Annotated in this window: 20 protein-coding genes; 14 read left to right on the top strand and 6 right to left on the bottom strand. The window is 59.4% G+C overall.

The genetic code is table 11. The features are described 5' to 3' along the window. Nucleotides 1-117 precede the first annotated feature (117 nt). Both ACR0DX_RS15640 and ACR0DX_RS15635 read left to right on the top strand, forming a co-directional pair. The gene (locus tag ACR0DX_RS15640; protein ID WP_170527507.1) at nucleotides 118-2,325 is read left to right on the top strand and encodes a response regulator; all 2,208 of its coding nucleotides are present in this window, start codon (nucleotides 118-120) and stop codon (nucleotides 2,323-2,325) included. A gap of 9 nt (nucleotides 2,326-2,334) precedes the next feature. After that, nucleotides 2,335-2,799, top strand: a complete 465-nt coding sequence (locus ACR0DX_RS15635) for a VOC family protein (RefSeq protein WP_170355853.1) — start codon at nucleotides 2,335-2,337, stop codon at nucleotides 2,797-2,799. Here the strand turns inward: ACR0DX_RS15635 and yaaA are convergent. The 3 genes from yaaA to ACR0DX_RS15620 form a co-directional block, all read right to left on the bottom strand. Next, on the bottom strand, nucleotides 2,787-3,557 hold the full coding sequence (yaaA, locus tag ACR0DX_RS15630; protein ID WP_170355855.1) for a peroxide stress protein YaaA: 771 nt from the start codon (nucleotides 3,555-3,557) through the stop codon (nucleotides 2,787-2,789). The two genes, ACR0DX_RS15635 and yaaA, sit on opposite strands and share 13 nt — an antisense overlap. A gap of 33 nt (nucleotides 3,558-3,590) precedes the next feature. Beyond that, the gene (recQ, locus tag ACR0DX_RS15625) at nucleotides 3,591-5,630 is read right to left on the bottom strand and encodes a DNA helicase RecQ (RefSeq protein WP_170355857.1); all 2,040 of its coding nucleotides are present in this window, start codon (nucleotides 5,628-5,630) and stop codon (nucleotides 3,591-3,593) included. A gap of 78 nt (nucleotides 5,631-5,708) precedes the next feature. Continuing rightward, the gene (locus tag ACR0DX_RS15620) at nucleotides 5,709-5,996 is read right to left on the bottom strand and encodes a YggT family protein (protein WP_170355859.1); all 288 of its coding nucleotides are present in this window, start codon (nucleotides 5,994-5,996) and stop codon (nucleotides 5,709-5,711) included. Between the two features lie 129 nt (nucleotides 5,997-6,125). Between ACR0DX_RS15620 and ACR0DX_RS15615 the strand changes: the two genes are divergently transcribed. From ACR0DX_RS15615 to smpB, 10 genes are all read left to right on the top strand, one after another. After that, the gene (locus tag ACR0DX_RS15615; RefSeq protein WP_170355861.1) at nucleotides 6,126-7,493 is read left to right on the top strand and encodes an MFS transporter; all 1,368 of its coding nucleotides are present in this window, start codon (nucleotides 6,126-6,128) and stop codon (nucleotides 7,491-7,493) included. Continuing rightward, nucleotides 7,490-8,353: a penicillin-insensitive murein endopeptidase gene (mepA, locus tag ACR0DX_RS15610; protein ID WP_170355862.1), complete on the top strand. Its 864-nt coding sequence runs from the start codon at nucleotides 7,490-7,492 to the stop codon at nucleotides 8,351-8,353. Before ACR0DX_RS15615 ends, mepA begins: the two co-directional genes overlap by 4 nt. Beyond that, the gene (locus tag ACR0DX_RS15605; protein WP_170355864.1) at nucleotides 8,326-9,210 is read left to right on the top strand and encodes an esterase-like activity of phytase family protein; all 885 of its coding nucleotides are present in this window, start codon (nucleotides 8,326-8,328) and stop codon (nucleotides 9,208-9,210) included. Before mepA ends, ACR0DX_RS15605 begins: the two co-directional genes overlap by 28 nt. Nucleotides 9,211-9,300: 90 nt before the next feature. Next, a complete protein-coding gene (locus ACR0DX_RS15600) occupies nucleotides 9,301-9,945 on the top strand; it encodes a queuosine precursor transporter (RefSeq protein WP_170355865.1) in 645 nt (214 codons plus the stop codon). Nucleotides 9,946-10,207: 262 nt separating this feature from the next. Beyond that, nucleotides 10,208-10,627: an alternative ribosome rescue aminoacyl-tRNA hydrolase ArfB gene (gene arfB / locus ACR0DX_RS15595; RefSeq protein WP_170355867.1), complete on the top strand. Its 420-nt coding sequence runs from the start codon at nucleotides 10,208-10,210 to the stop codon at nucleotides 10,625-10,627. Nucleotides 10,628-10,682: 55 nt separating this feature from the next. Beyond that, on the top strand, nucleotides 10,683-11,426 hold the full coding sequence (locus ACR0DX_RS15590) for an SDR family oxidoreductase (protein ID WP_170355869.1): 744 nt from the start codon (nucleotides 10,683-10,685) through the stop codon (nucleotides 11,424-11,426). 81 nt (nucleotides 11,427-11,507) lie between these two features. Further along, complete coding sequence (locus ACR0DX_RS15585; RefSeq protein ID WP_170355871.1) at nucleotides 11,508-12,524, top strand: P1 family peptidase; 1,017 nt, start codon at nucleotides 11,508-11,510, stop codon at nucleotides 12,522-12,524. A gap of 113 nt (nucleotides 12,525-12,637) precedes the next feature. Continuing rightward, nucleotides 12,638-13,051, top strand: coding sequence for a cytochrome c family protein (locus ACR0DX_RS15580; RefSeq protein WP_170355872.1), 414 nt, complete (start codon nucleotides 12,638-12,640; stop codon nucleotides 13,049-13,051). A gap of 152 nt (nucleotides 13,052-13,203) precedes the next feature. Next, complete coding sequence (gene idi / locus ACR0DX_RS15575) at nucleotides 13,204-13,746, top strand: isopentenyl-diphosphate Delta-isomerase (protein WP_170355873.1); 543 nt, start codon at nucleotides 13,204-13,206, stop codon at nucleotides 13,744-13,746. Nucleotides 13,747-13,787: 41 nt separating this feature from the next. Further along, a complete protein-coding gene (gene smpB, locus ACR0DX_RS15570) occupies nucleotides 13,788-14,270 on the top strand; it encodes an SsrA-binding protein SmpB (protein ID WP_170355874.1) in 483 nt (160 codons plus the stop codon). A 13-nt stretch (nucleotides 14,271-14,283) separates the two neighbouring features. Here smpB and glpK read toward each other — a convergent pair whose 3' ends face one another. The 3 genes from glpK to panB form a co-directional block, all read right to left on the bottom strand. After that, nucleotides 14,284-15,762, bottom strand: a complete 1,479-nt coding sequence (glpK, locus tag ACR0DX_RS15565; RefSeq protein WP_170355875.1) for a glycerol kinase GlpK — start codon at nucleotides 15,760-15,762, stop codon at nucleotides 14,284-14,286. A gap of 70 nt (nucleotides 15,763-15,832) precedes the next feature. Then, nucleotides 15,833-16,675, bottom strand: a complete 843-nt coding sequence (gene panC / locus ACR0DX_RS15560; protein ID WP_170355876.1) for a pantoate--beta-alanine ligase — start codon at nucleotides 16,673-16,675, stop codon at nucleotides 15,833-15,835. Continuing rightward, nucleotides 16,672-17,511 carry a 3-methyl-2-oxobutanoate hydroxymethyltransferase gene (gene panB, locus ACR0DX_RS15555; protein WP_170527510.1) on the bottom strand — a complete coding sequence of 280 codons (840 nt, stop codon included), beginning with the start codon at nucleotides 17,509-17,511 and terminating at the stop codon, nucleotides 16,672-16,674. Before panB ends, panC begins: the two co-directional genes overlap by 4 nt. Nucleotides 17,512-17,681: 170 nt before the next feature. Here panB and ACR0DX_RS15550 point away from each other — a divergent pair, with 170 nt between their 5' ends. Together ACR0DX_RS15550 and ACR0DX_RS15545 are read left to right on the top strand one after the other, a co-directional pair. Continuing rightward, a complete protein-coding gene (locus ACR0DX_RS15550; protein WP_170724673.1) occupies nucleotides 17,682-19,169 on the top strand; it encodes an ABC transporter substrate-binding protein in 1,488 nt (495 codons plus the stop codon). 59 nt (nucleotides 19,170-19,228) lie between these two features. Then, on the top strand, nucleotides 19,229-20,290 hold the full coding sequence (locus ACR0DX_RS15545; protein WP_170355880.1) for a ligand-gated ion channel: 1,062 nt from the start codon (nucleotides 19,229-19,231) through the stop codon (nucleotides 20,288-20,290). Nucleotides 20,291-20,293: the final 3 nt, after the last annotated feature.

Below are 20,293 nucleotides of genomic sequence, written 5' to 3'. Positions count from 1 at the left end.
AAGCGCCTTAGGTTTCATCCAATCTGTGATCCGCCACCAGTTGCTCAGGTGACGGCTTAAACACTTCTTCACGCTCTGCCGCGATGCTGGTTTGGAAATGCTTTGGGATCGTCACGGATGAGTCTTGCAACAAAACTTGCACAGGAAAGACGCGCGCGGCTGGCTGCGGAACGGTTGCTTGAGATGAAACAGGCCGAACTGTCGGCGGCCAATCGCAAACTTGGCTTGCACGCGATGGCCCTGACCAAACGTATCGGTGAAACGCAGGCCGAGGTTGAGACCGTTCGCGATGAGAACGAAAAGGTCAAATCTGATCTGACGCTGGCGAATGCCAAGATCGAAGTGGCCGAGCGTCGGCTGTGGCATTCGATACAGACTTTCCATGACGGGTTTGCGTTTTTCGATGGCGACAATCGCCTGATCGGGGCGAACACGGCCTACCTGAGCGTGTTCGAAGGTATCGACGAGGTTGCGCCCGGTATCGCCTATCCCCGTATTCTGGAAATTCTCACGACCGAGGGTTTGATTGATCTTGGCGATGAAGCAGCGTGCGATTGGATCCAGCGAATGCAGGCCAGGTGGACGAAAACGAACCCCGAGCCTGAAGTCATTCGCCTTTGGAACGGCCACTACTTCAAACTGATTGACCAGCGCGGCAACGGGGGTGACGTGGTCAGCCTGGCGCTGAAAATTTCAGCGTCGGTCCGGCACGAGGCCGAGCTGAAAGCCGCACGTGAAAGGGCTGAAGCCGCAAGCCGCGCAAAGTCTGCGTTTTTGGCAAATATGAGCCACGAAATCAGAACCCCGATGAATGGTATCGTGGGCATGACCGAACTGATGTCGGAAACGCCACTGGATGAAGAACAAAGGCTCTATCTCAATACTATCCGCAATTCGGGCGAGGCATTGTTGGTCATCATCAATGATGTTTTGGACTATTCGAAGATCGAAGCTGACAAGCTGATCCTGCATCCCGAACAATTCGATTTTGAGCGATGCATATTGGAAGTATCTATGCTGCTGCAGCCCAGTGTTCGGGACAAGGGGCTGACATTGCTGGTCGACTACGACCTGTTCCTGCCAACTCTTTTCATGGGGGATCCGGGGCGCGTGCGCCAGGTTTTGACCAATCTGGTTGGCAACGCAGTCAAGTTCACGTCACACGGTCACGTGCTCATTCGGGTAACAGGAGTACCCAATACGGATCTGCGCACCTGCGATATCCATGTGGCAATCGAGGACACCGGGATAGGCATCGATGTCGAAAAAATTGACCATATTTTTGGCGAATTCAACCAGGTCGAGGATGAACGCAACCGGCAGTTTGAAGGAACAGGGTTGGGTCTGGCCATCACTAAACGGTTGATCGCTTTGATGGGTGGCACGATCTGGGTTGAAAGTGAACCACGCGAGGGCTCGTGCTTCGGGTTCCGAATTTCTCTGCCGACAATTGAAAGCCCCCAGCCCGAACCGCCTGATCTGGCGGAGGGGCTGAGGCACGTCATCGTGGTCGAAGATATGGCTGTAAACCGTGCCATCCTGGCTAAACAGTTCAGTCGTCTGGGGGCACGGGTAACGATTTGTAGCTCTGGCAGCGAAGCGTTGTCGAAGATTGATGACAGCGTGGGACTAATTCTGTGCGATCACGATCTGCCTGACATGGATGGATTAGAGCTTGCCACCATACTCAAAGATCGGGGATGGGACGACCTGCCCATTGTCCTGATGTCGGCCAACCCAGCTATGATCCACGCCAATCCAGCCCGCCATCTTATTGAAGGTGTTCTGCAGAAACCCATACCCAGAGCCGAATTCTATTCGCGACTGACCGCTTTGGGCCGCGCAGCGCAAACGGATGACGTGCCGCCTGTTACAACCAAAGCGGCTTCCTTGTCCAACTGGTCGCAAAAACGACTCATGCGGGTTCTGGCCGCCGAAGACAACAGGACCAACCAGTTGATCCTGCAAAAAATGGTTAAAGATCTGAACATCGATCTGCGCTTTGCAGAAAACGGAACTGAGGCTGTTGAGGCTTATCAGGACTTCGACCCCGATCTTGTTTTCATGGACATATCTATGCCAGGCATGGACGGCAAACAGGCGACGGCAGAAATCCGACGACGAGAGATTGAGACGGGCCGCCACGTTCCCATCATCGCCCTGACGGCGCATGCAATGGCAGGAGATGATCAGGGTATCCTGTCGGCGGGGTTGGACCATTATCTGACCAAGCCGCTGCAGAAGCGGAAAATTCATCAGATGATCCAAAACCACCAACCTGATGGGACACACCCGTTGATTGCCGATGCGCATGTGCCGGGCTAGGCTTTCACAATGACTGAACTCCGCGGCTTTCACCCTCGCGCCTTGGGCGAGATCGCCATCCGCTGCGCTGATATGGCGGCGATGGTGGCGTTTTACGAAGACGTCATCGGCCTGCAGCGCCTGAGCGGCGACCACAACAGCGCTATCACCTTTTTCCGCATTGCCGAAGGCTTTTCAGGTCATACGCAGGTGCTGGCCCTGTTCCATCATGCTGCCGCCCCACGACCGGGGCTGCACCCCAGCGGTGCCGACCGACCTGCCACAGGGGCCGGATCATCGCTGCACCACATCGCGCTGTCGCTACCGTTCGAGGAGCAAGAGGCCGTGATGCGCTGGTATGACAAAATGGGCCAACCCTACCGGGTTGAGCAGTTCGGCTGGATCGGGTGGCGAGGGATTTTCACCGAAGACCCCGAGGGCAACACTGTGGAGTTGGTGGCCTATGATCCTTCAATGCTGAATCAGGACGAATAGGGGCGCACAAAGACCGGTTTATCGTCAGACGAAAGGTCGGGACGATAGGAATATCCGCCAGTGTTGAAATCCAACAGACCAGCCGGATCGGTTAGGCGGTGCTGAATGATATAGCGAGCCATGGCCCCGCGCGCTTTCTTGGCGAAAAAGCTGACGATCTTGGGGGTGCCCGCCTTGTCCTCCATGAACACAGGAGTGATCACCCGCAGTTTAAGCGCTTTGGGATCAACCGCGCCGAAATATTCCTGACTGGCGCAGTTCACCAGCACGTCCGACCCGATCTGCGCGCCCTGCGCGTTCAAAGCCTTGCTCAGCTGATCGCGCCAGTATTCATACAGGTTCTTGCCGCGCCGGGTTTTCAGCTTGCTGCCCATCTCAAGCCGATAGGCCTGAATGGCGTCCAGCGGACGCAGCACGCCGTAAAGCCCCGACAGAATGCGCAGGTGATCCTGTGCCCATGCCATTTCATCTGCATCCAAAGATGCGGCTTCAAGCCCCTGATAGGTGTCACCGGCAAAGGCAAGCGCTGCGGGGCGGGTCAGATCGGCCTCGGGCGCATCAGAAAAGGCGCGATAGCGGTCGCGGTTCAGGCGTGCCAGATCATCACTGAGGTCCATCAGCTTTTTCAGATCGCCCAGCGTCAGGTTGCGGGCGGTTTTCGACAGCCGGATCGCGTCGTCCTGAAAATCGGGTTGAGTGACCGTCACATCGCGCTCGGCCCAGTCCAGCCGCTTGGCCGGGGAAATCACTACCAGCATATCCGCCCTTACTCCTTGCCTGATAGGGCGTATTTAGCCCGCCTGTTCCAGCACGTCCAGAAAGGCGGCGCCAAACCTTTCGTGACGACGGTCGCCCAGCACCTGTTCCAGCCCGCGCTGATCGCCGGGCCGCAGTTGGGCCACCTTGGCCAGTTGCGAGGCCGAACATGTCAACGGTTTGTCGATCCCGTCCGGCCCGCGGGTCAGGTCATTCTGTGCGGCCAGAAGCTGGTCGTAAATCTCGCCCTGATCGCGCCCGGCCAGTTTGCGGCGGGCCGGGTGCAGGGCGGCGGCCTCACCCGCGATCACCTCAAGGAAAGTATCGCCATAGCGTTCCAGCTTTTTCGCGCCAATACCCACGATCCGGGCCATATCGTCCAGCGTCATCGGGCGGGTTTCCGCCATTTCGATGAGGGTGCGGTCGGGAAAGATGACATAGGCCGGAACCCGTTGGGATTCTGCCAGCGCGCGGCGTTTGGCCTTGAGCGCCGACAGCAGCGGCGCGTCTTCTTCGGCCACCATAGCCTTGACGGCGGGGCGCCGGGTGGCTTTGCGGATCGTGTCCTTGCGCAGGTTGATCTGCGCCTCGCCCTTCAGGATCGGCTTGGCGGCCTTGGTCATGCGCAGCGCGCCGTGGCGGTCGGGATCGGGACGGACCAGGTCATGTCCCATCATCTGCCGGAAAATTGCCTGCCATTGCGGGCGGGACCAGTCCTTGCCAATGCCCCATGTGGACAGGGCGTCATGCCGCCGCGCGCGGACCTTGTCGGTTTCATTGGCCAGCAGGATGTCGATCAGATGGCCCGATCCAAACCATTCCTCGGTGCGCAGGATCGCGGATAGGGCCATGCGGACGGGGGTGGTGCCGTCGAACACTTCGGGCGGAGTGTCGCAGAGATCGCATTTACCGCAGGGCTCGGCCTTTTCGCCGAAATAGCCCAGCAAGGTTTGACGGCGACAGACCAGCGCCTCGGCCAACCCAAGCAGAGCATTCAGACGGGCATGGTCGGCCATACGCCGTTCAGCCGGGGCCAGCCCTTCGTCGATTTGCGAGCGGCGCAGGCGGATGTCATCGGGTCCAAACAGGGTCAGGGTCTCGGCCGGGCCGCCGTCGCGGCCCGCACGGCCGATCTCCTGATAATAGGCCTCGATGGATTTGGGCAGGTCCGCATGGGCGACCCAGCGGATGTCGGGTTTGTCGATGCCCATACCGAAGGCGACGGTCGCGACCACGATCAGCCCATCTTCGCGCGCAAAGCGGGTTTCGACAATGCGGCGATCTTCGGGCTCCATACCGCCGTGATAGTGACAGGCTGAGTGCCCCTCGGCGCGCAGGGCTTGCGCCAGCACTTCGGTCTTGTTGCGGGTGCCGCAATAGACGATGCCGGATTGCCCTTTGCGCGCGGCGGCGAACTCCAGCACCTGTTTGCGCGGGCCATCTTTGGCGGCAAAGGCAAGATGGATGTTGGGCCGGTCAAACCCGCGCAGGAACTTGCGCGGCGCAGTGCCATCGAACAGTTTATCGACAATCTCATCCTGCGTTTCCGCATCCGCTGTGGCCGTGAAGGCTGCCAAGGGGACGTTCAGCGCGCGCCGCAGCTCTCCGATCCGCAGGTAATCGGGGCGGAAATCATGGCCCCATTGGCTGACGCAATGCGCCTCGTCCACCGCGATCAGACTAACATTGATCCGGCGCAGCATCCCCAAGGCCGACCCGGCGGCCAGACGTTCGGGGGCCATGTAAAGGAGTTTCAGCCGCCCGGCCTCCAATGCCTCCCAGACCGCATCGGTTTCTTCGGGAGTGTTGCCCGAGGTCAGCGCGCCAGCCTCAACCCCAGCCTCTTGCAACCCGCGCACCTGATCGCGCATCAGGGCGATCAGGGGGGAAATCACCACCGTCACGCCGTCGCGCAGCAGGGCAGGTAGTTGGAAACAAAGGGATTTACCGCCACCCGTGGGCATGATGGCCAGAACGTTCTCGCCTGCCGTCACGGCGTCGACGATCTCTTCCTGACCGGGTCGGAAATCGTCGAATCCAAAGACATCTCGCAGCAAAGGCGCGGAGTCGAACATCTGCGGGGTTGCCCTGTTTTAAGGTTTATCTGCTCTTAAGACAGGACAATCACATACTAAGATTCGGTGAACAAGAGGTCAGACGAAATAGACCATATTGTTGATCAGAATGATCCGCGCCGCATAGACGCCGACCAGCACGACCAAAGGCGTCAGGTCCAGGCCACCCATATTGGGCAGGATACGGCGGATCGGGCCGTAGATCGGCTCGAGTATGCGGTTCAGGCCGTACCAGATTTGCGCCACCAGCTGTTGATGCAGGTTTAGCACCTGAAAATTGATCAGCCAGCTCATGATCACATGGGCCAGAATGATGAACCAGACAATGTCCAGGATCAGCAGAAGGATTTGGATCAGCGACAGCATGGGGCCTCCGGGGTATTGCTTTGTCGAGACGTAAGCGCCCCGGCGTCAAAGAGCAAGCCCGCGCCAACACAACCCTTGCGAATTGGGGTAAAGCCCCGTCTTATAAAGACAACGATAACAGGGGCAGTCATGGCAGAGATTTCCAAGCGCAAGCGCATCTGGGGCTGGTGGTTTTTTGACTGGGCCAGTCAGCCCTATCACACGTTGTTGGTCACTTTCATATTTGGCCCCTATTTTGCAGGCGTTGCGGCTGGGTACTTCAGCGGCACCGGGCTGGATGCACAGGCCGCCGCCGCGCGGGCGCAAACGGTTTGGGCCAATTGCCTGACGATCACCGGGTTGATCATCGCTTTTGGTGCCCCCTTGTTGGGCGCTATGGCGGATGTATCTGGGCGGCGCATCCCATGGATATTTGCGTTCTCGGTGATGTATGCGGTGGGCTCGGCTGCGCTGTGGTACACGCTGCCTGATGGGTCGAACATGTGGCTGATGCTATCGGCCTTTGGTCTGGGCTTTGTGGGGGCGGAATACGCGCTGATCTTCATCAATTCGCAATTGCCTGATCTGGGCGATGACAGCGAAGTGGGTGAGATTTCGGGATCGGGCTTTGCCTTCGGTTATTTCGGCGGGCTGATCTCGCTGGCGACTATGTTGCTGCTGTTTGTGGAACAGCCCAATGGCAAAACACTGATCGGCCTGGACCCGGCCTTTGGATTAGACGCCGCCGCGCAGGAGGGGACGCGCTTTGTCGGCCCCTTCACCGCGTTGTGGTTCGTGCTGTTTATGGTGCCTTATTTCTTGTGGGTTCGCGACGATCCGCAGACCGAGAAAACGGGTAGCCTGGCTGAGGCGCTGCGGTTGCTTGGCAAATCCATCTCGGATCTGCGGCACCGGGTCAGTCTGGCGACCTATCTGGGGTCATCCATGTTCTATCGCGATGCGCTGAACGGGCTTTACAGCTTTGGTGGCGTTTACGCACGGTTGGTGCTGGAATGGGATCTGATCAAGATCGGCGTTTTTGGGATTGTCAGCGTTCTGGCCTCGGCCATCTTTGCGTGGATCGGGGGCAAGGCGGACAAGAAATACGGCCCTAAACCAGTGATTTTGATCGCGATCTGGGTGCTGATCTTTGTCTGTATCACAGTGGTGTCGATGGACCGGACACAGATTTACGGCATTGCTTTGCCCGAGGGGTCGGGCCTGCCGGATATGGTGTTCTTTGGTTGTGGCGTCCTGATCGGCGGTATGGGGGGCATCCTGCAATCGGCCAGCCGGTCGTTAATGGTGCGCCACACGGACCCAAAAGCCCCGGTCGAGAGCTTTGGCCTGTATGGCCTGTCGGGCCGCGCCACCGCATTTGCCGCGCCTTTGTTGGTGGGGATTGTCACGGCGGCCACAGGAAGTGCGCGTCTGGGGGTGTCACCGATCATTGCTTTGTTTATTCTGGGCTTGTTCCTAATGCGCTGGGTTAAACCGGAAGGGGATCAGAGCAGATGATTTTATTACGTTTTTTGACCGTATTGGCGGCCATTGCATGGGCGGGCGCAGTGGGCGCACAGCCGCTGGCCAAACAGCTTTTCGGGGCGCAAAAGCAAAGTTCGCAGCAAAAACCAGCCGCGTTCGGCAGTTATTCGCGCGGATGTGCCGCCGGTTCGGTGCAGCTGCCCGAAACTGGACCTACGTGGCAGGCCATGCGCCTGTCGCGCAACCGCAACTGGGGGCACCCGGTGGCGATCGACTATGTGCAGGATCTCAGCCGGTTTGCTGCGAAACAGCCAGGCTGGAATGGGCTTTATATCGGGGATATCAGCCAGCCGAGGGGCGGGCCGATGACATCCGGTCACCGCTCGCACCAGTTGGGCCTTGATATCGACATCTGGATGCTGCCCGGCGACAACATGCGACTGGGGCGCAAAGCGCGCGAGAATATCTCGTCAATTTCCCTGCGCCGGTCCGCAGGGGCCTTTGTGAATGACAACTGGACCCGACAACACCACGAGATCCTGAAAGCCGCCGCCAAGGACAAGCGCGTGGCGCGGATTTTTGTCTTTCCTGGTGCCAAGGTGCAAATGTGCAAGGATGAAAAGGGCAACCGCGCCTATTTGCGAAAAATCCGGCCATGGTGGGGGCATCACTATCATTTCCATGTTCGACTGGCCTGTCCGCGTGGTTCGAAAGGGTGCGTCAATCAGGACCCGCCGCCCAAGGGCGATGGCTGTGATCAAGCGCAGCAATGGGTGAACAACATTCTCAATCCGCCTCCGCCCGATCCCAATGCGCCTGCACCAAAGCCCCGGCGTGAATATCGTTTGGCCGATCTGCCTCAGCAATGCGCCGCCGTTCTGCAATCCAACTGATTTGCGCGCTGCCCTTTGCGGGGGCAGCAACGGCGGTCGAGGTCAAGTCCGCGACCCATCTGCAAAGCCATGTGTGGCGTCACACCGCTGATTGGTTCGGCGGGTTTTCGGCCCTGCAGATATCAGAGGGCGGCCACAAGATGGTCGCGCTTAGCGATCGGGCGACGTTGGTAAGCGCGACCATTGCGCGGGATAAGAACGGTATCCGAGATATCCAAATCACAGGCCACTGGCCGGTTCTGTCCAGCAAGGGGCGACCTTTGACAGGAAGGGTTGGCGATTCCGAGGGTATCGCCTTTGCGTCCGATGGCAGCTTTTACATCTCATTCGAGGCCCTGCACCGCGTGGCGCATTATCGCGCCCCAAGTGCCAAAGCCAGTGTGCTACCCCGGCCGCAGGCATTCCAAACCCTTGACCTGAACGGGTCTTTCGAGGCTGTGGCAATTGACGCTGCAGGTCAGCTTTACACCATGCCCGAGAAAAGCCGGACTCCACATGGCGACATCCCCGTTTATCGCTGGGATGGGCAAGCGTGGTCGACACCGTTTGTTCTGCCGCAGAGCGGAAAATTCCTGCCTGTATCGGCCGATTTCGACCCCGACGGCAGGCTTTACGTGTTGGAACGTGCGCTGGGGTGGACGGGGTTTAAATCCCGGTTGCGGCGCTGGCAGATTGACGGGGACGGGCCTCAGACCGAAGAAACCCTGTTCCAGACTGGCACCGGCGCGCATGACAACCTGGAAGGTCTGTCCATCTGGCGCGACGATCAGGGGCGGCTGCGGGCAACGATGATCTCGGATGACAACTTCCTAGCCTTACAACGCACCGAGCTGGCTGAATACCTGCTGCCCGATTGACTTAGGTCCCCCAAGCGTCTAAACGCACGGCTTGCCTTGGGATACCCCCTGGCCAAGTCGCCGCTACCTTGACAAAACGGGCATCAAAATATGCAACGCGCTTACATTCCCGGCATTCTTGCCATGGCCGCCATCGTCGTGGCCTCGAACATTCTGGTCCAGTTCCTGATCTTTGACGGGCTGTTGACCTGGGGTGCTTTCACCTATCCGCTGGCCTTTCTGGTCACAGACATCATGAACCGCGTCTACGGCGTGGCCACGGCCCGCAAGGTTGTGTTCGCAGGTTTCATCACCGGTATCATCTGCTCGCTGATTGGCAGTCAGATCATGCTGCAGGGCGATGGCTTCACCTATGCCGCCGTGCCGCTGCGCATCGCCGTGGCCTCGGGGACTGCGTTCCTGATCGCGCAGCTGACCGACGTCACCGTGTTCAATGCAATGCGCGGAGGCCGCTGGTGGCGCGCGCCGCTGGTCTCGACCCTGGTCGGATCGGCGCTGGATACGGCGTTGTTCTTTACTATCGCCTTCTCGGCCTCGGTCACCGTGTTTGGCGCCAATGCCGACGCCGCGATCAACTGGGCGTGGGAGCCGGTACCCTTCATGCTGACGGGTCCAATGGCCCCTCTGTGGGTGACGTTGGCTTTCGCGGATTGGCTGGTGAAACTGTCGCTGGCCATGATCGCGCTGATCCCGTTCAAAGTGATCGTCTCGCGCCTGACCGCACAGCCTGCGTAAAAAACGTTTGGAGATTGGCGCATCTTGTGTCACCATCCTTATCAACCGCAACAGATAGATAAGGAGGTGATCCAGTGTCGAGAAAGAGATTGGAGAGAGGTGTCGGAACAACCGGGGGGATCGCCTGTTAGGGCAGCCCTTGGCGGAGCGCTCGCTCCGGCTGGTCGATTGATCTAACCGACCCAACCTCCTGAACTTTCGAAGGGCTGTCCCGCCGGGGCGGCCCTTTTTGTTTTGTGCTCGGGCAGTTAAGGTCGCGCCTATGTTGCGCATCACCGACGATATCATTCTGCAAGACTGGGAAATGACCGAAAGCTTTGTGCGGTCCTCCGGACCCGGCGGGCAGAACGTGAACAAGGTCTCAACGGCCGTTGAGCTGCGGTTCGAAGCTGCGCGGTCTCCGTCGCTGCCTGATCCGGTGAAAAACCGGCTGAAAAAGCTGGCCGGGCGACGCTGGACTAAAGAGGGCGCGATCATCATCCAGTGCGAGGAAACCCGCAGCCAAGCCCGCAACCGCGAGTTGGCCCGTGCCCGTCTGGCCGAGCTGATCGCCCGCGCGCTGGTCAAGCCCAAACGACGGGTTGCGACCAAGCCCACCTATGGCTCGGTCAAACGGCGGCTGGCGGCGAAAAAAGCGCGCGGAGACGTCAAGGCGCTGCGTGGGCGGGTCAGCGAAGATTGAACTGGCAGTTTCCCCGCGCCTTGCTAGTCTGACCTCCAAACGGGAGGGCAAGACCATGAGGCTTAAGGGCAAGACCGCAATCGTCACCGGCGGCGCGTCGGGTTTTGGTGCCGGTATCGTCGAGCGGTTCCTTGAAGAAGGCGCACGGGTCATGATCGCCGATATCAATGGCGATGCGGCGCAGGCATTGGCGCAACAGCACGAAAACGCCACCGCCCAAACGGTCGATGTGGCCAACGCGGCCTCAGTTCAGGCCATGGCCGATGCGGCCGGCGATGCGTTCGGCCCCGTCGATATTCTTGTCAATAATGCGGGCGTCACCCACCTGCCAACCCCGCTCGAGGACGTGTCCGAAGATGATTTCGACCGTGTCTTCAACGTGAATATGAAATCCGCCTACCTGACAGCGCGCGCTTTTGTTCCGCAGATGAAGGCGCGCGGCGCGGGTGCAATCCTGAACGTGGCCTCGACGGCGGGCCTGTCACCGCGCCCGAACCTGAACTGGTACAACGCTTCGAAAGGTTGGATGATCACCGCCACCAAAACCATGGCCGTCGAACTTGCCCCATCAGGCGTCCGCGTCAACGCCATCTGTCCCGTGGCGGGCGAAACTCCGCTGCTGAAATCCTTCATGGGCGAGGACACCCCCGAAATCCGTGCCAAATTTCTGTCCACCATCCCGCTGGGCCGCTTCTCAACCCCGCAGGATATGGCGAACGCCGCCCTGTTCCTGTGCTCGGACGAGGCCAGCATGATCACCGGCACAGCTTTGGAGGTCGACGGTGGCCGCTGTATCTGATCCGCTCTTCATCTGGCCAAAAATACCTCCGCCGGAGGCAGCGCGCCTGCGTACTTCCCCTCCCCACAGGATCACCTAGAAATGACGCCCGGACCGAAAAACCTGATCACCGATATCCCCGGCCTGCGCGTCGGCAACGCGCAAGACGACGCGTTGAAATCCGGTACAACAGTGCTGACGGCGGACGCGCCCTTTACCGCCTCGGTACATGTGATGGGCGGTGCGCCCGGAACACGGGAAACCGACCTGCTGGCCCCGGACAAATCGGTGCAGCGGGTGGATGCGATCACCCTCTCTGGCGGTTCGGCTTTTGGGTTGGACGCGTGCTCGGGTGTCTCAGACGCCTTGCGCGCGGAAGGCAGGGGCTTTGTCGTCGGCCCCGCCATTGTCCCCATCGTTCCCGGAGCCATCTTGTTCGATCTGCTGAACGGGGGTGATAAGACATGGACCGAGAACCCTTATCGCGCGCTGGGACGCACCGCGTTCGAAAACGCAGCCTCTGATTTCGCGCTGGGCACAGCGGGCGCAGGCACAGGAGCTTTGGCCGCCCGACATAAAGGCGGGCTGGGTTCTGCCTCGGTGATGCTGGAAAACGGTGTCACTGTCGGCGCATTGGTTGCCGCCAACCCGCTGGGCAGTGTTACCACGGCCAGCGACCGTCATTTCTGGGCCGCCCCGTTCGAACAGGGCGGCGAATTCGGCGGTTTAGGGCCTGATCCGACCTCGGGGCTTGGACAGCCTGCGCCCAGCCTCAAGGCGCAGGTCATGCACCCGGCAGCACCTGACAAGGGCAATACAACCATCGCCATTGTCGCCACGGATGCAACCCTATCGAAACCGCAATGTCAGCGGTTGGCGGTTGCGGCTCATGACGGCATCGCCCGTGCGATCCTGCCCGCCCACACGCCCGGAGATGGCGATCTGGTCTTTGGAGTCAGCACCGGTGCGCGACCCCTGACGTCGGATGCGGATCTGGCGCTGATCGGCCACACGGCCTCGATCTGCCTTGCACGGGCCATTGTCCGCGCCGTCTATCTGGCCACACCCGAGTTGGGCGATCTGCTGCCATGTTGGTCACAGACGCATGACTTTGGTTAAGGACGACTAAAGTCGGGTTGTGACACTGTGTCGTTGCGCGGCAATCTGCGCGTTGACTCTTTTCTGTGCCGGCGTTCCATTCGGTGCAGCCAATATGTATCGGAGCAAAAGCCATGAATCGCATTCTCGCGACTGCAATTGTCGGCCTTCTGGCCCTTCCTGCCTATGCTGAAGGTGACGCAGAAGCTGGCAAGAAAGCCTTCAACAAGTGCAAATCCTGCCACATGATCGCTGATCCGGATGGCGAAGTGATCGTCAAAGGTGGCAAGACCGGCCCGAACCTTTACGGTATCGCGGGCCGCACTGCTGGCACGGTTGAAGACTTCAAATACGGTGACAGCATCGTGGCCGCAGGTGAAAACGGTCTGGTCTGGGATGAGACAACCTTTGTCGAGTACTCTCAGGACCCCAAAGCCTTCCTGAAAACCTATCTGGATGACACAGCGGCCAAGTCGAAAATGACCTTCCGGCTGAAATCCGGCGGTGAAGACGTCTATGCCTATATCGTCAGCGTTTCGAGCGAATAGTATCTGACACCGATCTCCTGAGATTCATCGAAAGGCCGCAGTCCCCCTGCGGCCTTTCGTGCGATTGATATGAGTGCTCAACATCGCCACCTTGGAAATACGCAGCCGAACGAGTCCGACCTGTCCGTCGGACAGGCAGCAGGAGTTGAAAGATGGGAATCATGATCCCGGCCTGGGTCGATGGCGAGTTGACCCCCGTGGACAAGCTTGAAGCGCATGAAAAGGGTTTGCGGCACAAGGCGGTGTCGGTCTTTGTCGTGCGCGGGACCGAGATTTTGCTGCAACGTCGGGCGATGGGCAAATACCACACGCCGGGCCTGTGGGCGAATACCTGCTGCACCCATCCTGACTGGGGTGAGACGCCCTCGGAATGCGCGGTGCGCCGCCTGCGTGAGGAATTGGGGATTACCGGGCTCTATCCCGAATATCGCCACCGGCTGGAATACCACGCCGATGTGGGCAATTCGATGATCGAGCATGAGGTGGTGGACGTTTTCCTTGCCCATGTGCGTGGGCCATTGCAGATCGAACCGAACCCCGACGAGGTCATGGATATCCGCTGGATCGACTATCACGACCTTCTGGCCGAGGTGCAGCGCCACCCCGCGCGATTCACGCCCTGGCTCAAGATTTATCTGCACAACCACGCCGACACGATTTTCGGCCCCGACCTGATCATCTCCGCCAAGACCTGAGGGCTTGCAAGGCCGCGCCAAGCCGCCTAAATCAACGCGTCATGGCCAAGCAAAAGCAGAAGACCGACCCGAATTACAAAGTCATCGCCGAAAACCGGCGGGCCCGCTTCGATTACGCGGTCGAAGAGGATATCGAGTGCGGCATCATGCTGGAAGGCTCCGAGGTCAAATCTCTGCGCGCCGGCGGCTCGAACATCGCCGAAAGCTATGCCTCGGTCGATGACGGTGAGCTGTGGCTGATCAACAGCTATATCGCGCCATATGAGCAGGCGAAGGTCTTCAAGCACGAAGAACGCCGTCGTCGCAAGTTGTTGGTGTCGCGCAAAGAATTGTCAAATCTGTGGAATGCGACTCAGCGCAAGGGTATGACGCTGGTGCCGCTGGTTTTGTATTTCAACCACAAGGGTCGGGCCAAGCTGAAGATCGGCATCGCCAAGGGTAAGAAACTGCACGACAAGCGCGAAACGCAGGCTAAGCGCGATTGGTCACGTCAGAAGCAGCGGTTGATGAAGGATCATAGCTGATCCCTCACTCGGTTCAGAACGCCATCGCAGCTGACACAGCCCGTTTCCATCGATCATAGGCGGCGTCGCGATCCTCTTGCGACATCTCAGGTTTAAACCGGCGGTCCAGCGCCCAGGTCTCCGAGAACCCTTGCTGATCGGGATAGACCCCCGCGCGCATTCCGGCCAGCCACGCCGCACCTAGAGCAGTTGTTTCCTGCATCACCGGACGGTCAACTTCAGCACCCAGATAATCCGACAACCCCTGCATCGCCCAATCCGAAGCGCTGGCGCCACCATCGACGCGCAGCGTCACATCGGTATCCGCGCCCCAATCGCCTTGCATGGCGTGCCACAGATCGCGGGTCTGGTAGGCGATGCTTTCCAGCGTGGCTTTGGCGAACTCGGCCCGACCTGAATTGCGGGTCAGACCGAACACTGCGCCCCGGCAATCGGGTTTCCAGTAAGGCGCGCCCAGCCCGGTAAAAGCGGGCACCAGCACGACATGCTGATTAGGGTCTGCTTGTTGCGCCAAATCGCCGCTTTCGGGGGCCGTTTCGATGATCTGCAACGCATCACGCAGCCATTGCACAGCAGCCCCGGCTACAAAGATAGAGCCCTCAAGCGCATAGGTCCGCTTGCCGTCAAGCTGATAGGCGATGGTAGTCAGCAGGCGGTTTTTCGACTCAACGGGTTTGTCGCCCGTGTTCAGCAGCGCGAAACAGCCCGTGCCATAGGTGGATTTCATCATCCCCGGCTGAAAACACGCCTGCCCAATGGTGGCGGCCTGTTGGTCGCCCGCCACACCCAGAATTGGGATATTTCCCCCAAACAGAGTCGTTTCTCCGAAGTCCGAGGCACAATCAAGTACCTGCGGCAGCATATTCATCGGCACGTCCAGCAGATCACAGATCTCCGTGCTCCATTCGCCTTTGTGGATGTCGAACAACAGGGTGCGGGCGGCGTTTGTGGCGTCTGTGGCGTGGCTGCGGCCTTCGGTTAGACGCCAGATCAGGAAGCTGTCGATGGTGCCGAACAGCAGCTCTCCGGCTTCGGCCTTTTCGCGCGCGCCGGGGACGGTATCCAGCAGCCATTTCACCTTGGTGCCCGAGAAATATGGGTCCAGCAGCAAGCCGGTCTGGGCCGTCACATCATCCTCGCAACCGGCTTGTTTGTAGCGGGCGCAAATCTCGGCGGTGCGGCGGTCCTGCCAGACGATGGCGTTGTGGATCGGTTTCCCGGTGGCGCGATCCCAGACCACGGTGGTTTCACGCTGGTTGGTGATGCCGATACCGGCGATTTGGTCGGGGGTGACGCCATTGGTTTCCATCACCTCACGGCAGACCCGCAAAACGCTGTCCCAGATTTCCTCGGGGTCGTGTTCGACCCAGCCTTCCTGCGGGAAATGCTGGGTGAATTCGTGCTGTGCGGTGCCCGCGCGCTGCATTTCAGCGTCAAACAGAATGGCCCGCGATGATGTGGTGCCCTGATCAATAGCGAGAATATAGGTCATGCCCCGCGCCCCCCTCCGGTATTGGTTTTGCAGGACTTTAGCGCAAACAATAGCGCGGGTGCCAGAGCGTTCAGACCGGAATATTGTCGATCAGTCGCACGCCATCTGCCCAAGCGGCCACAAACAGCCGGGCGGGGCGGTCGGCATGGGTCAGTGGTTCCAGCGTTTCGGCGCAGCGGAGCTGGATATATTCGACCTGCGTGAACCCTGCGGCCAGCAGATCGGTCTGCGCTTGCGCAGCCAGAATGTCAAAGGCCGCGCCATCTTTCAAAGCGGAGGCCAGTTCGGTCATGATCCGGTGTTTGTGGGCAGCGATCTCCAACCCTTCGGGTGACAGACGCAGGTTGCGCGAGGACATCGCCAGCCCCGAGGGTTCGCGGACGGTGGGGCAGCCAATAACCTCGATCGGGATGTCCAGATCGCGGGCCATACGGCGCACGACCATCAATTGCTGATAGTCTTTTTCGCCGAAATAGGCTCTGTCTGCCTGTGTTTGCAGGAACAGCTTCGCGACGACAGTGGTGACTCCGTCGAAATGGCCGGGACGGAATTCACCCTCCATCACGTTGGTCAGGCCGGTGACGGAAACGGTGGTGGCAAAGCCCCGCGGATAGATCTCATCCGGGTCGGGCACATAGATCGCATCCACGTCAAATGGGGCCAGTTTCTGCGCGTCCTCATGTTCGGTGCGCGGGTAGTTGGCCAAGTCTTCGGGGTTGTTGAACTGCTTGGGGTTCACAAAGATCGTGACGATCACGCGGTCGGCCCCCACCTTGGCGGCCTCAACCAGCGACAGATGCCCCTGATGCAGCGCGCCCATGGTGGGGACCACGCCAATGACTTCACCCTTGCGGTGCCATTCTGTCGTCAACGCGCGCAGATCGGCAAGGCGGCGCAGGATGGGGGCTGTCATGTCTTTGGTCCTTTGGACGGGGCCTGATCGGCAAAGACATGTTCGTCCGCCGGAAAGCTGCGGGCGCGCACTTCGGCGGCGTATTCGGCGATGGCGGCCTCGGCCAGCGGGCCAAGTTCGGCATAACGTTTGACGAATTTCGGTTTGAAGGCGGTGAAAAAGCCCACCATGTCGTCGACCACAAGGATTTGCCCGTCACAGCCCGCAGATGCACCGATGCCAATGGTGGGGATCGCAACCTCGGCTGTGATGCGATCGGCCAGACGTTGCGGAACCTTCTCTAACACGACCGAAAACGCGCCTGCGCCTGCGACGGCGTAGGCGTCTGCCAGCACGGCCTCAGCCTGTTCATCGCGGCCCTGTACCTTGTAGCCACCCAGCGTGTTGATCGATTGTGGGGTCAGGCCGATATGAGCCATCACCGGAATGCCGCGCTTGACCAGAAAGCGGATGGTCTCGGCCATTTCGACCCCGCCCTCAAGCTTGACGGCTCCCGCGCCGGTTTCAGCCATCAGCCGCGCTGCGTTGCGGAACGCGTCGGCAGGCGAGTGTTCATAGCTGCCAAAGGGCATGTCGATGACCATCATCGCATTGCTCAGCCCGCGGGCGACGGCTTGACCGTGCATCACCATCATCTCCATCGTCACGCCCAACGTCGATTCCAGTCCGTGCAGGACCATGCCGACGCTGTCGCCGACAAGAACGAAGTCGCAATGGTCGTCCATCAATCGGGCCATCGGCGTAGTGTAGGCGGTCAACGAGACCAGAGGCTCGCCCCCTTTGCGCGCCCGAATATCTTCGGCGTTGGGGGCTTTTTTGCGGGCGGTGGCGCTCATGATCGCTCCTCCGGGGTTTATGTTGCAGCGCGGCATAGCAGATTGCGGCACCGCATAGAAACCCCGGTTGCGCGAACATTTCCTTGATTGACTGTAGGTTTATGGGAAGATTGGTCTGACAATAGCCCGAAAAAACACGCGGCTGCATATTTCAGTGGGGAGTGATTTTCATGACAAAGCAGAGATTTCGGTCCTTTGCGTCCGCTTTGGCCGTCGGTGCCAGCTTGTTCGCAGGCGCGGCGTTGGCCAAATCAGATATTACCATCGCGATGCAGCTTGAGCCGCCGCATCTGGACCCGACAAGCGCCGCCGCGCAGGCCATCGATTCGGTGGTCTATACCAATATCTTCGAAGGGCTGACCCGTTTCATGGGGGACGGCTCGGTCGTGCCCGGTCTTGCGGAGAGCTGGGAGATCTCGGATGACGGGACGGTTTATACGTTCAAGCTGCGCGAAGGTGTGACGTTCCACGATGGATCGACCATGGATGCCGAGGACGTCAAGTTCAGCCTCGATCGCGCCCGCGCCGAAGACAGCGCGAATGCGCAGAAAGCTCTGTTCACCGGGATCGACAGCGTCGAGGTCATGGACCCGCTGACCGTCAAGGTCACTTTGTCCGCGCCGAATGGGAATTTCCTGTTCAATATGGCTTGGGGCGACGCAGTGATTGTCGCGCCGGAAAGCATCGACAACATCAAGACCAACCCGGTCGGAACCGGGGCCTATACCTTTGGCGACTGGGTGCAGGGCGACAGCATCACGGTGAATCGCAACCCGAACTATTGGGGCGATCAGCCCAGCCTTGAGACAGCAACGTTCAAATTCATCTCGGACCCCACCGCAGCCTTCGCTGCAATGATGGCCGAGGACGTGGACGTGTTCGACAACTTCCCGGCGCCCGAGAACCTGCCGCAATTCGAGGCCGACCCCCGTTTTCAAGTGCTGGTCGGTTCGACCGAGGGCGAAACGATCCTGTCCACCAACAATAAGAAAGCTCCATTCGACGACATAAGGGTGCGGCAGGCTATGGCCCATGCGATCGACCGTCAGGCAATTATCGACGGCGCGATGTTTGGCTATGGAACCCCCATCGGCACCCATTTCGCGCCGCACAATCCGGCCTATGTCGATCTGACCGGCAATTCGGCCTATGACCCCAAGAAAGCTGCGCAGCTACTGGCTGATGCTGGCTATGCCGACGGGTTCGAGACAACGTTACACCTTCCGCCGCCCTCTTACGCCCGTCGCGGGGGTGAGATCATCGCCGCACAGCTGGCGGAGGTTGGGATTAAGGCCGAGATCATCAATGTTGAATGGGCGCAATGGTTGGAATCGGTGTTCAAGGGCAAGGATTTCGGCCTGACTATCGTCAGCCACACCGAGCCGATGGATATCGGTATCTATGCGCGACCCGACTATTACTTCCAATATGACAGCAGCGATTTTCAAGCGTTGATGGAACTTCTGAACGAGACCACCGACCCTGATGAGCGCAAGAACCTGTTGGGCGATGCGCAACGCCTGATCGCCACCGATTTCGTGAATGGCTATCTGTTCCAGCTGGCCAAGCTGGGTGTTGCCAAAGCCGGTGTGCAGGGCCTGTGGGAGAACGCGCCCACAGCTGCCATCGATCTGACGCAGATCAGTTGGTCTGAATGACCGGAACTGGGGCCGCATTGTGCGGCCGCAGTTTTTCAAGGGTCGGGGTGAACAGTATCATGACGTCTTTTCGTGTTCTTTTGCTATGCGTGTTAACGCTGTGCGGACTGGCCTCGATGGCCGGTGCGCAAAATGCGCTGAGCACCCGGTTGGACGCACTGGCTGGCACCCCTGAAAATCCGCTGAATGTGGGCGTCGGGATCAGGATCGACCAGATCACCGGCGTTGATCAAAAAGCGGAAAACTATGGGGCGGTGGCGGTTTTGCGGTTCGAATGGACGGACCCTCTGCTGGCATTTGACGCAGAGCAGACGGGGCGGGACATTCGGGTCTTCAACCCGTCTGACCTGGCGGACCACGCGGCCGAGATTGGCGCCGTCATGCCCGCCTTCGTGATCCACAATCAGCAATCCAACAAATGGATACACGAGGCCGCCGCCTCGGTGCGCAGTGACGGGCGAGTGGTTTATGTCGAGAAATCCTCGCTCACCTTGCAGGCACCTCACTTCGATTTCCGTAAGTACCCGTTCGACACGCAGGATTTCTATTTCGAGGTCGTTTCAGTCTTTCCCGCGGATTACGTGACGTATTACCCGCTGGAAGACTACTCGGGTCTGGGCGATCTGCTGGGCGAGGAAGAATGGGTTCTGGGCAATGCGCGAATGGTGAAAACCCAGGTTCAGGGTCTGTCAGGGAAAGATAGCGATCAGTTGGCGCTGGCCTTTCAGGGCAGCAGGCATCAAACCTACTACATGATCCGGGTGTTCATGCCCATGCTGGTACTCGTTGCTGTTGGCTGGGCGCTGTTCTTTCTGGACGAATACCGCAAACGGATCGAGATTGCGGGCGGCAACCTGCTGGTCTTCGTTGCTTTCAACTGGGCGATTTCTGCTGATCTGCCCAAGCTGGGCTATCTGACCTTTCTGGATTTCGTTCTGCAATGGATGTTCCTGATGACCGGGGCGCTGATCGTGTTCAATGTCGCCTTGCGCAGACTCAAGGTCGCCGGGCGCGAAGACACGGCGCGAAAGCTGGACAATTACGCGGTTAAGTGGATCTATCCTCTGGGCTATGCCGCGATCGTCGGCTACGCGGTTTCTGCTTATTTGCTGATACCTTAGACG

The sequence above is a fragment of the Ruegeria sp. D3 genome, assembly GCF_056534465.1.
The sequence above is the reverse complement of the archived record's forward strand: the minus strand, read 5'-3'. Positions and strand labels throughout refer to the sequence as shown.

Coding starts and splice junctions, on each gene's coding strand:
- ACR0DX_RS15620 (WP_170355859.1), bottom strand. CDS start 5,996: ATGCTGTCGCTGATCCAAATCCTTCTGCTGATCCTGGACATTGTCTGG.
- ACR0DX_RS15550 (WP_170724673.1), top strand. CDS start 17,682: ATGACAAAGCAGAGATTTCGGTCCTTTGCGTCCGCTTTGGCCGTCGGT.
- arfB (WP_170355867.1), top strand. CDS start 10,208: ATGTTGCGCATCACCGACGATATCATTCTGCAAGACTGGGAAATGACC.
- recQ (WP_170355857.1), bottom strand. CDS start 5,630: ATGTTCGACTCCGCGCCTTTGCTGCGAGATGTCTTTGGATTCGACGAT.
- mepA (WP_170355862.1), top strand. CDS start 7,490: ATGATTTTATTACGTTTTTTGACCGTATTGGCGGCCATTGCATGGGCG.
- ACR0DX_RS15585 (WP_170355871.1), top strand. CDS start 11,508: ATGACGCCCGGACCGAAAAACCTGATCACCGATATCCCCGGCCTGCGC.
- smpB (WP_170355874.1), top strand. CDS start 13,788: ATGGCCAAGCAAAAGCAGAAGACCGACCCGAATTACAAAGTCATCGCC.
- yaaA (WP_170355855.1), bottom strand. CDS start 3,557: ATGCTGGTAGTGATTTCCCCGGCCAAGCGGCTGGACTGGGCCGAGCGC.
- ACR0DX_RS15590 (WP_170355869.1), top strand. CDS start 10,683: ATGAGGCTTAAGGGCAAGACCGCAATCGTCACCGGCGGCGCGTCGGGT.
- ACR0DX_RS15605 (WP_170355864.1), top strand. CDS start 8,326: ATGCGCCGCCGTTCTGCAATCCAACTGATTTGCGCGCTGCCCTTTGCG.
- ACR0DX_RS15580 (WP_170355872.1), top strand. CDS start 12,638: ATGAATCGCATTCTCGCGACTGCAATTGTCGGCCTTCTGGCCCTTCCT.
- ACR0DX_RS15545 (WP_170355880.1), top strand. CDS start 19,229: ATGACGTCTTTTCGTGTTCTTTTGCTATGCGTGTTAACGCTGTGCGGA.
- panB (WP_170527510.1), bottom strand. CDS start 17,511: ATGAGCGCCACCGCCCGCAAAAAAGCCCCCAACGCCGAAGATATTCGG.
- ACR0DX_RS15635 (WP_170355853.1), top strand. CDS start 2,335: ATGACTGAACTCCGCGGCTTTCACCCTCGCGCCTTGGGCGAGATCGCC.
- ACR0DX_RS15640 (WP_170527507.1), top strand. CDS start 118: ATGAGTCTTGCAACAAAACTTGCACAGGAAAGACGCGCGCGGCTGGCT.
- glpK (WP_170355875.1), bottom strand. CDS start 15,762: ATGACCTATATTCTCGCTATTGATCAGGGCACCACATCATCGCGGGCC.
- idi (WP_170355873.1), top strand. CDS start 13,204: ATGGGAATCATGATCCCGGCCTGGGTCGATGGCGAGTTGACCCCCGTG.
- panC (WP_170355876.1), bottom strand. CDS start 16,675: ATGACAGCCCCCATCCTGCGCCGCCTTGCCGATCTGCGCGCGTTGACG.
- ACR0DX_RS15615 (WP_170355861.1), top strand. CDS start 6,126: ATGGCAGAGATTTCCAAGCGCAAGCGCATCTGGGGCTGGTGGTTTTTT.
- ACR0DX_RS15600 (WP_170355865.1), top strand. CDS start 9,301: ATGCAACGCGCTTACATTCCCGGCATTCTTGCCATGGCCGCCATCGTC.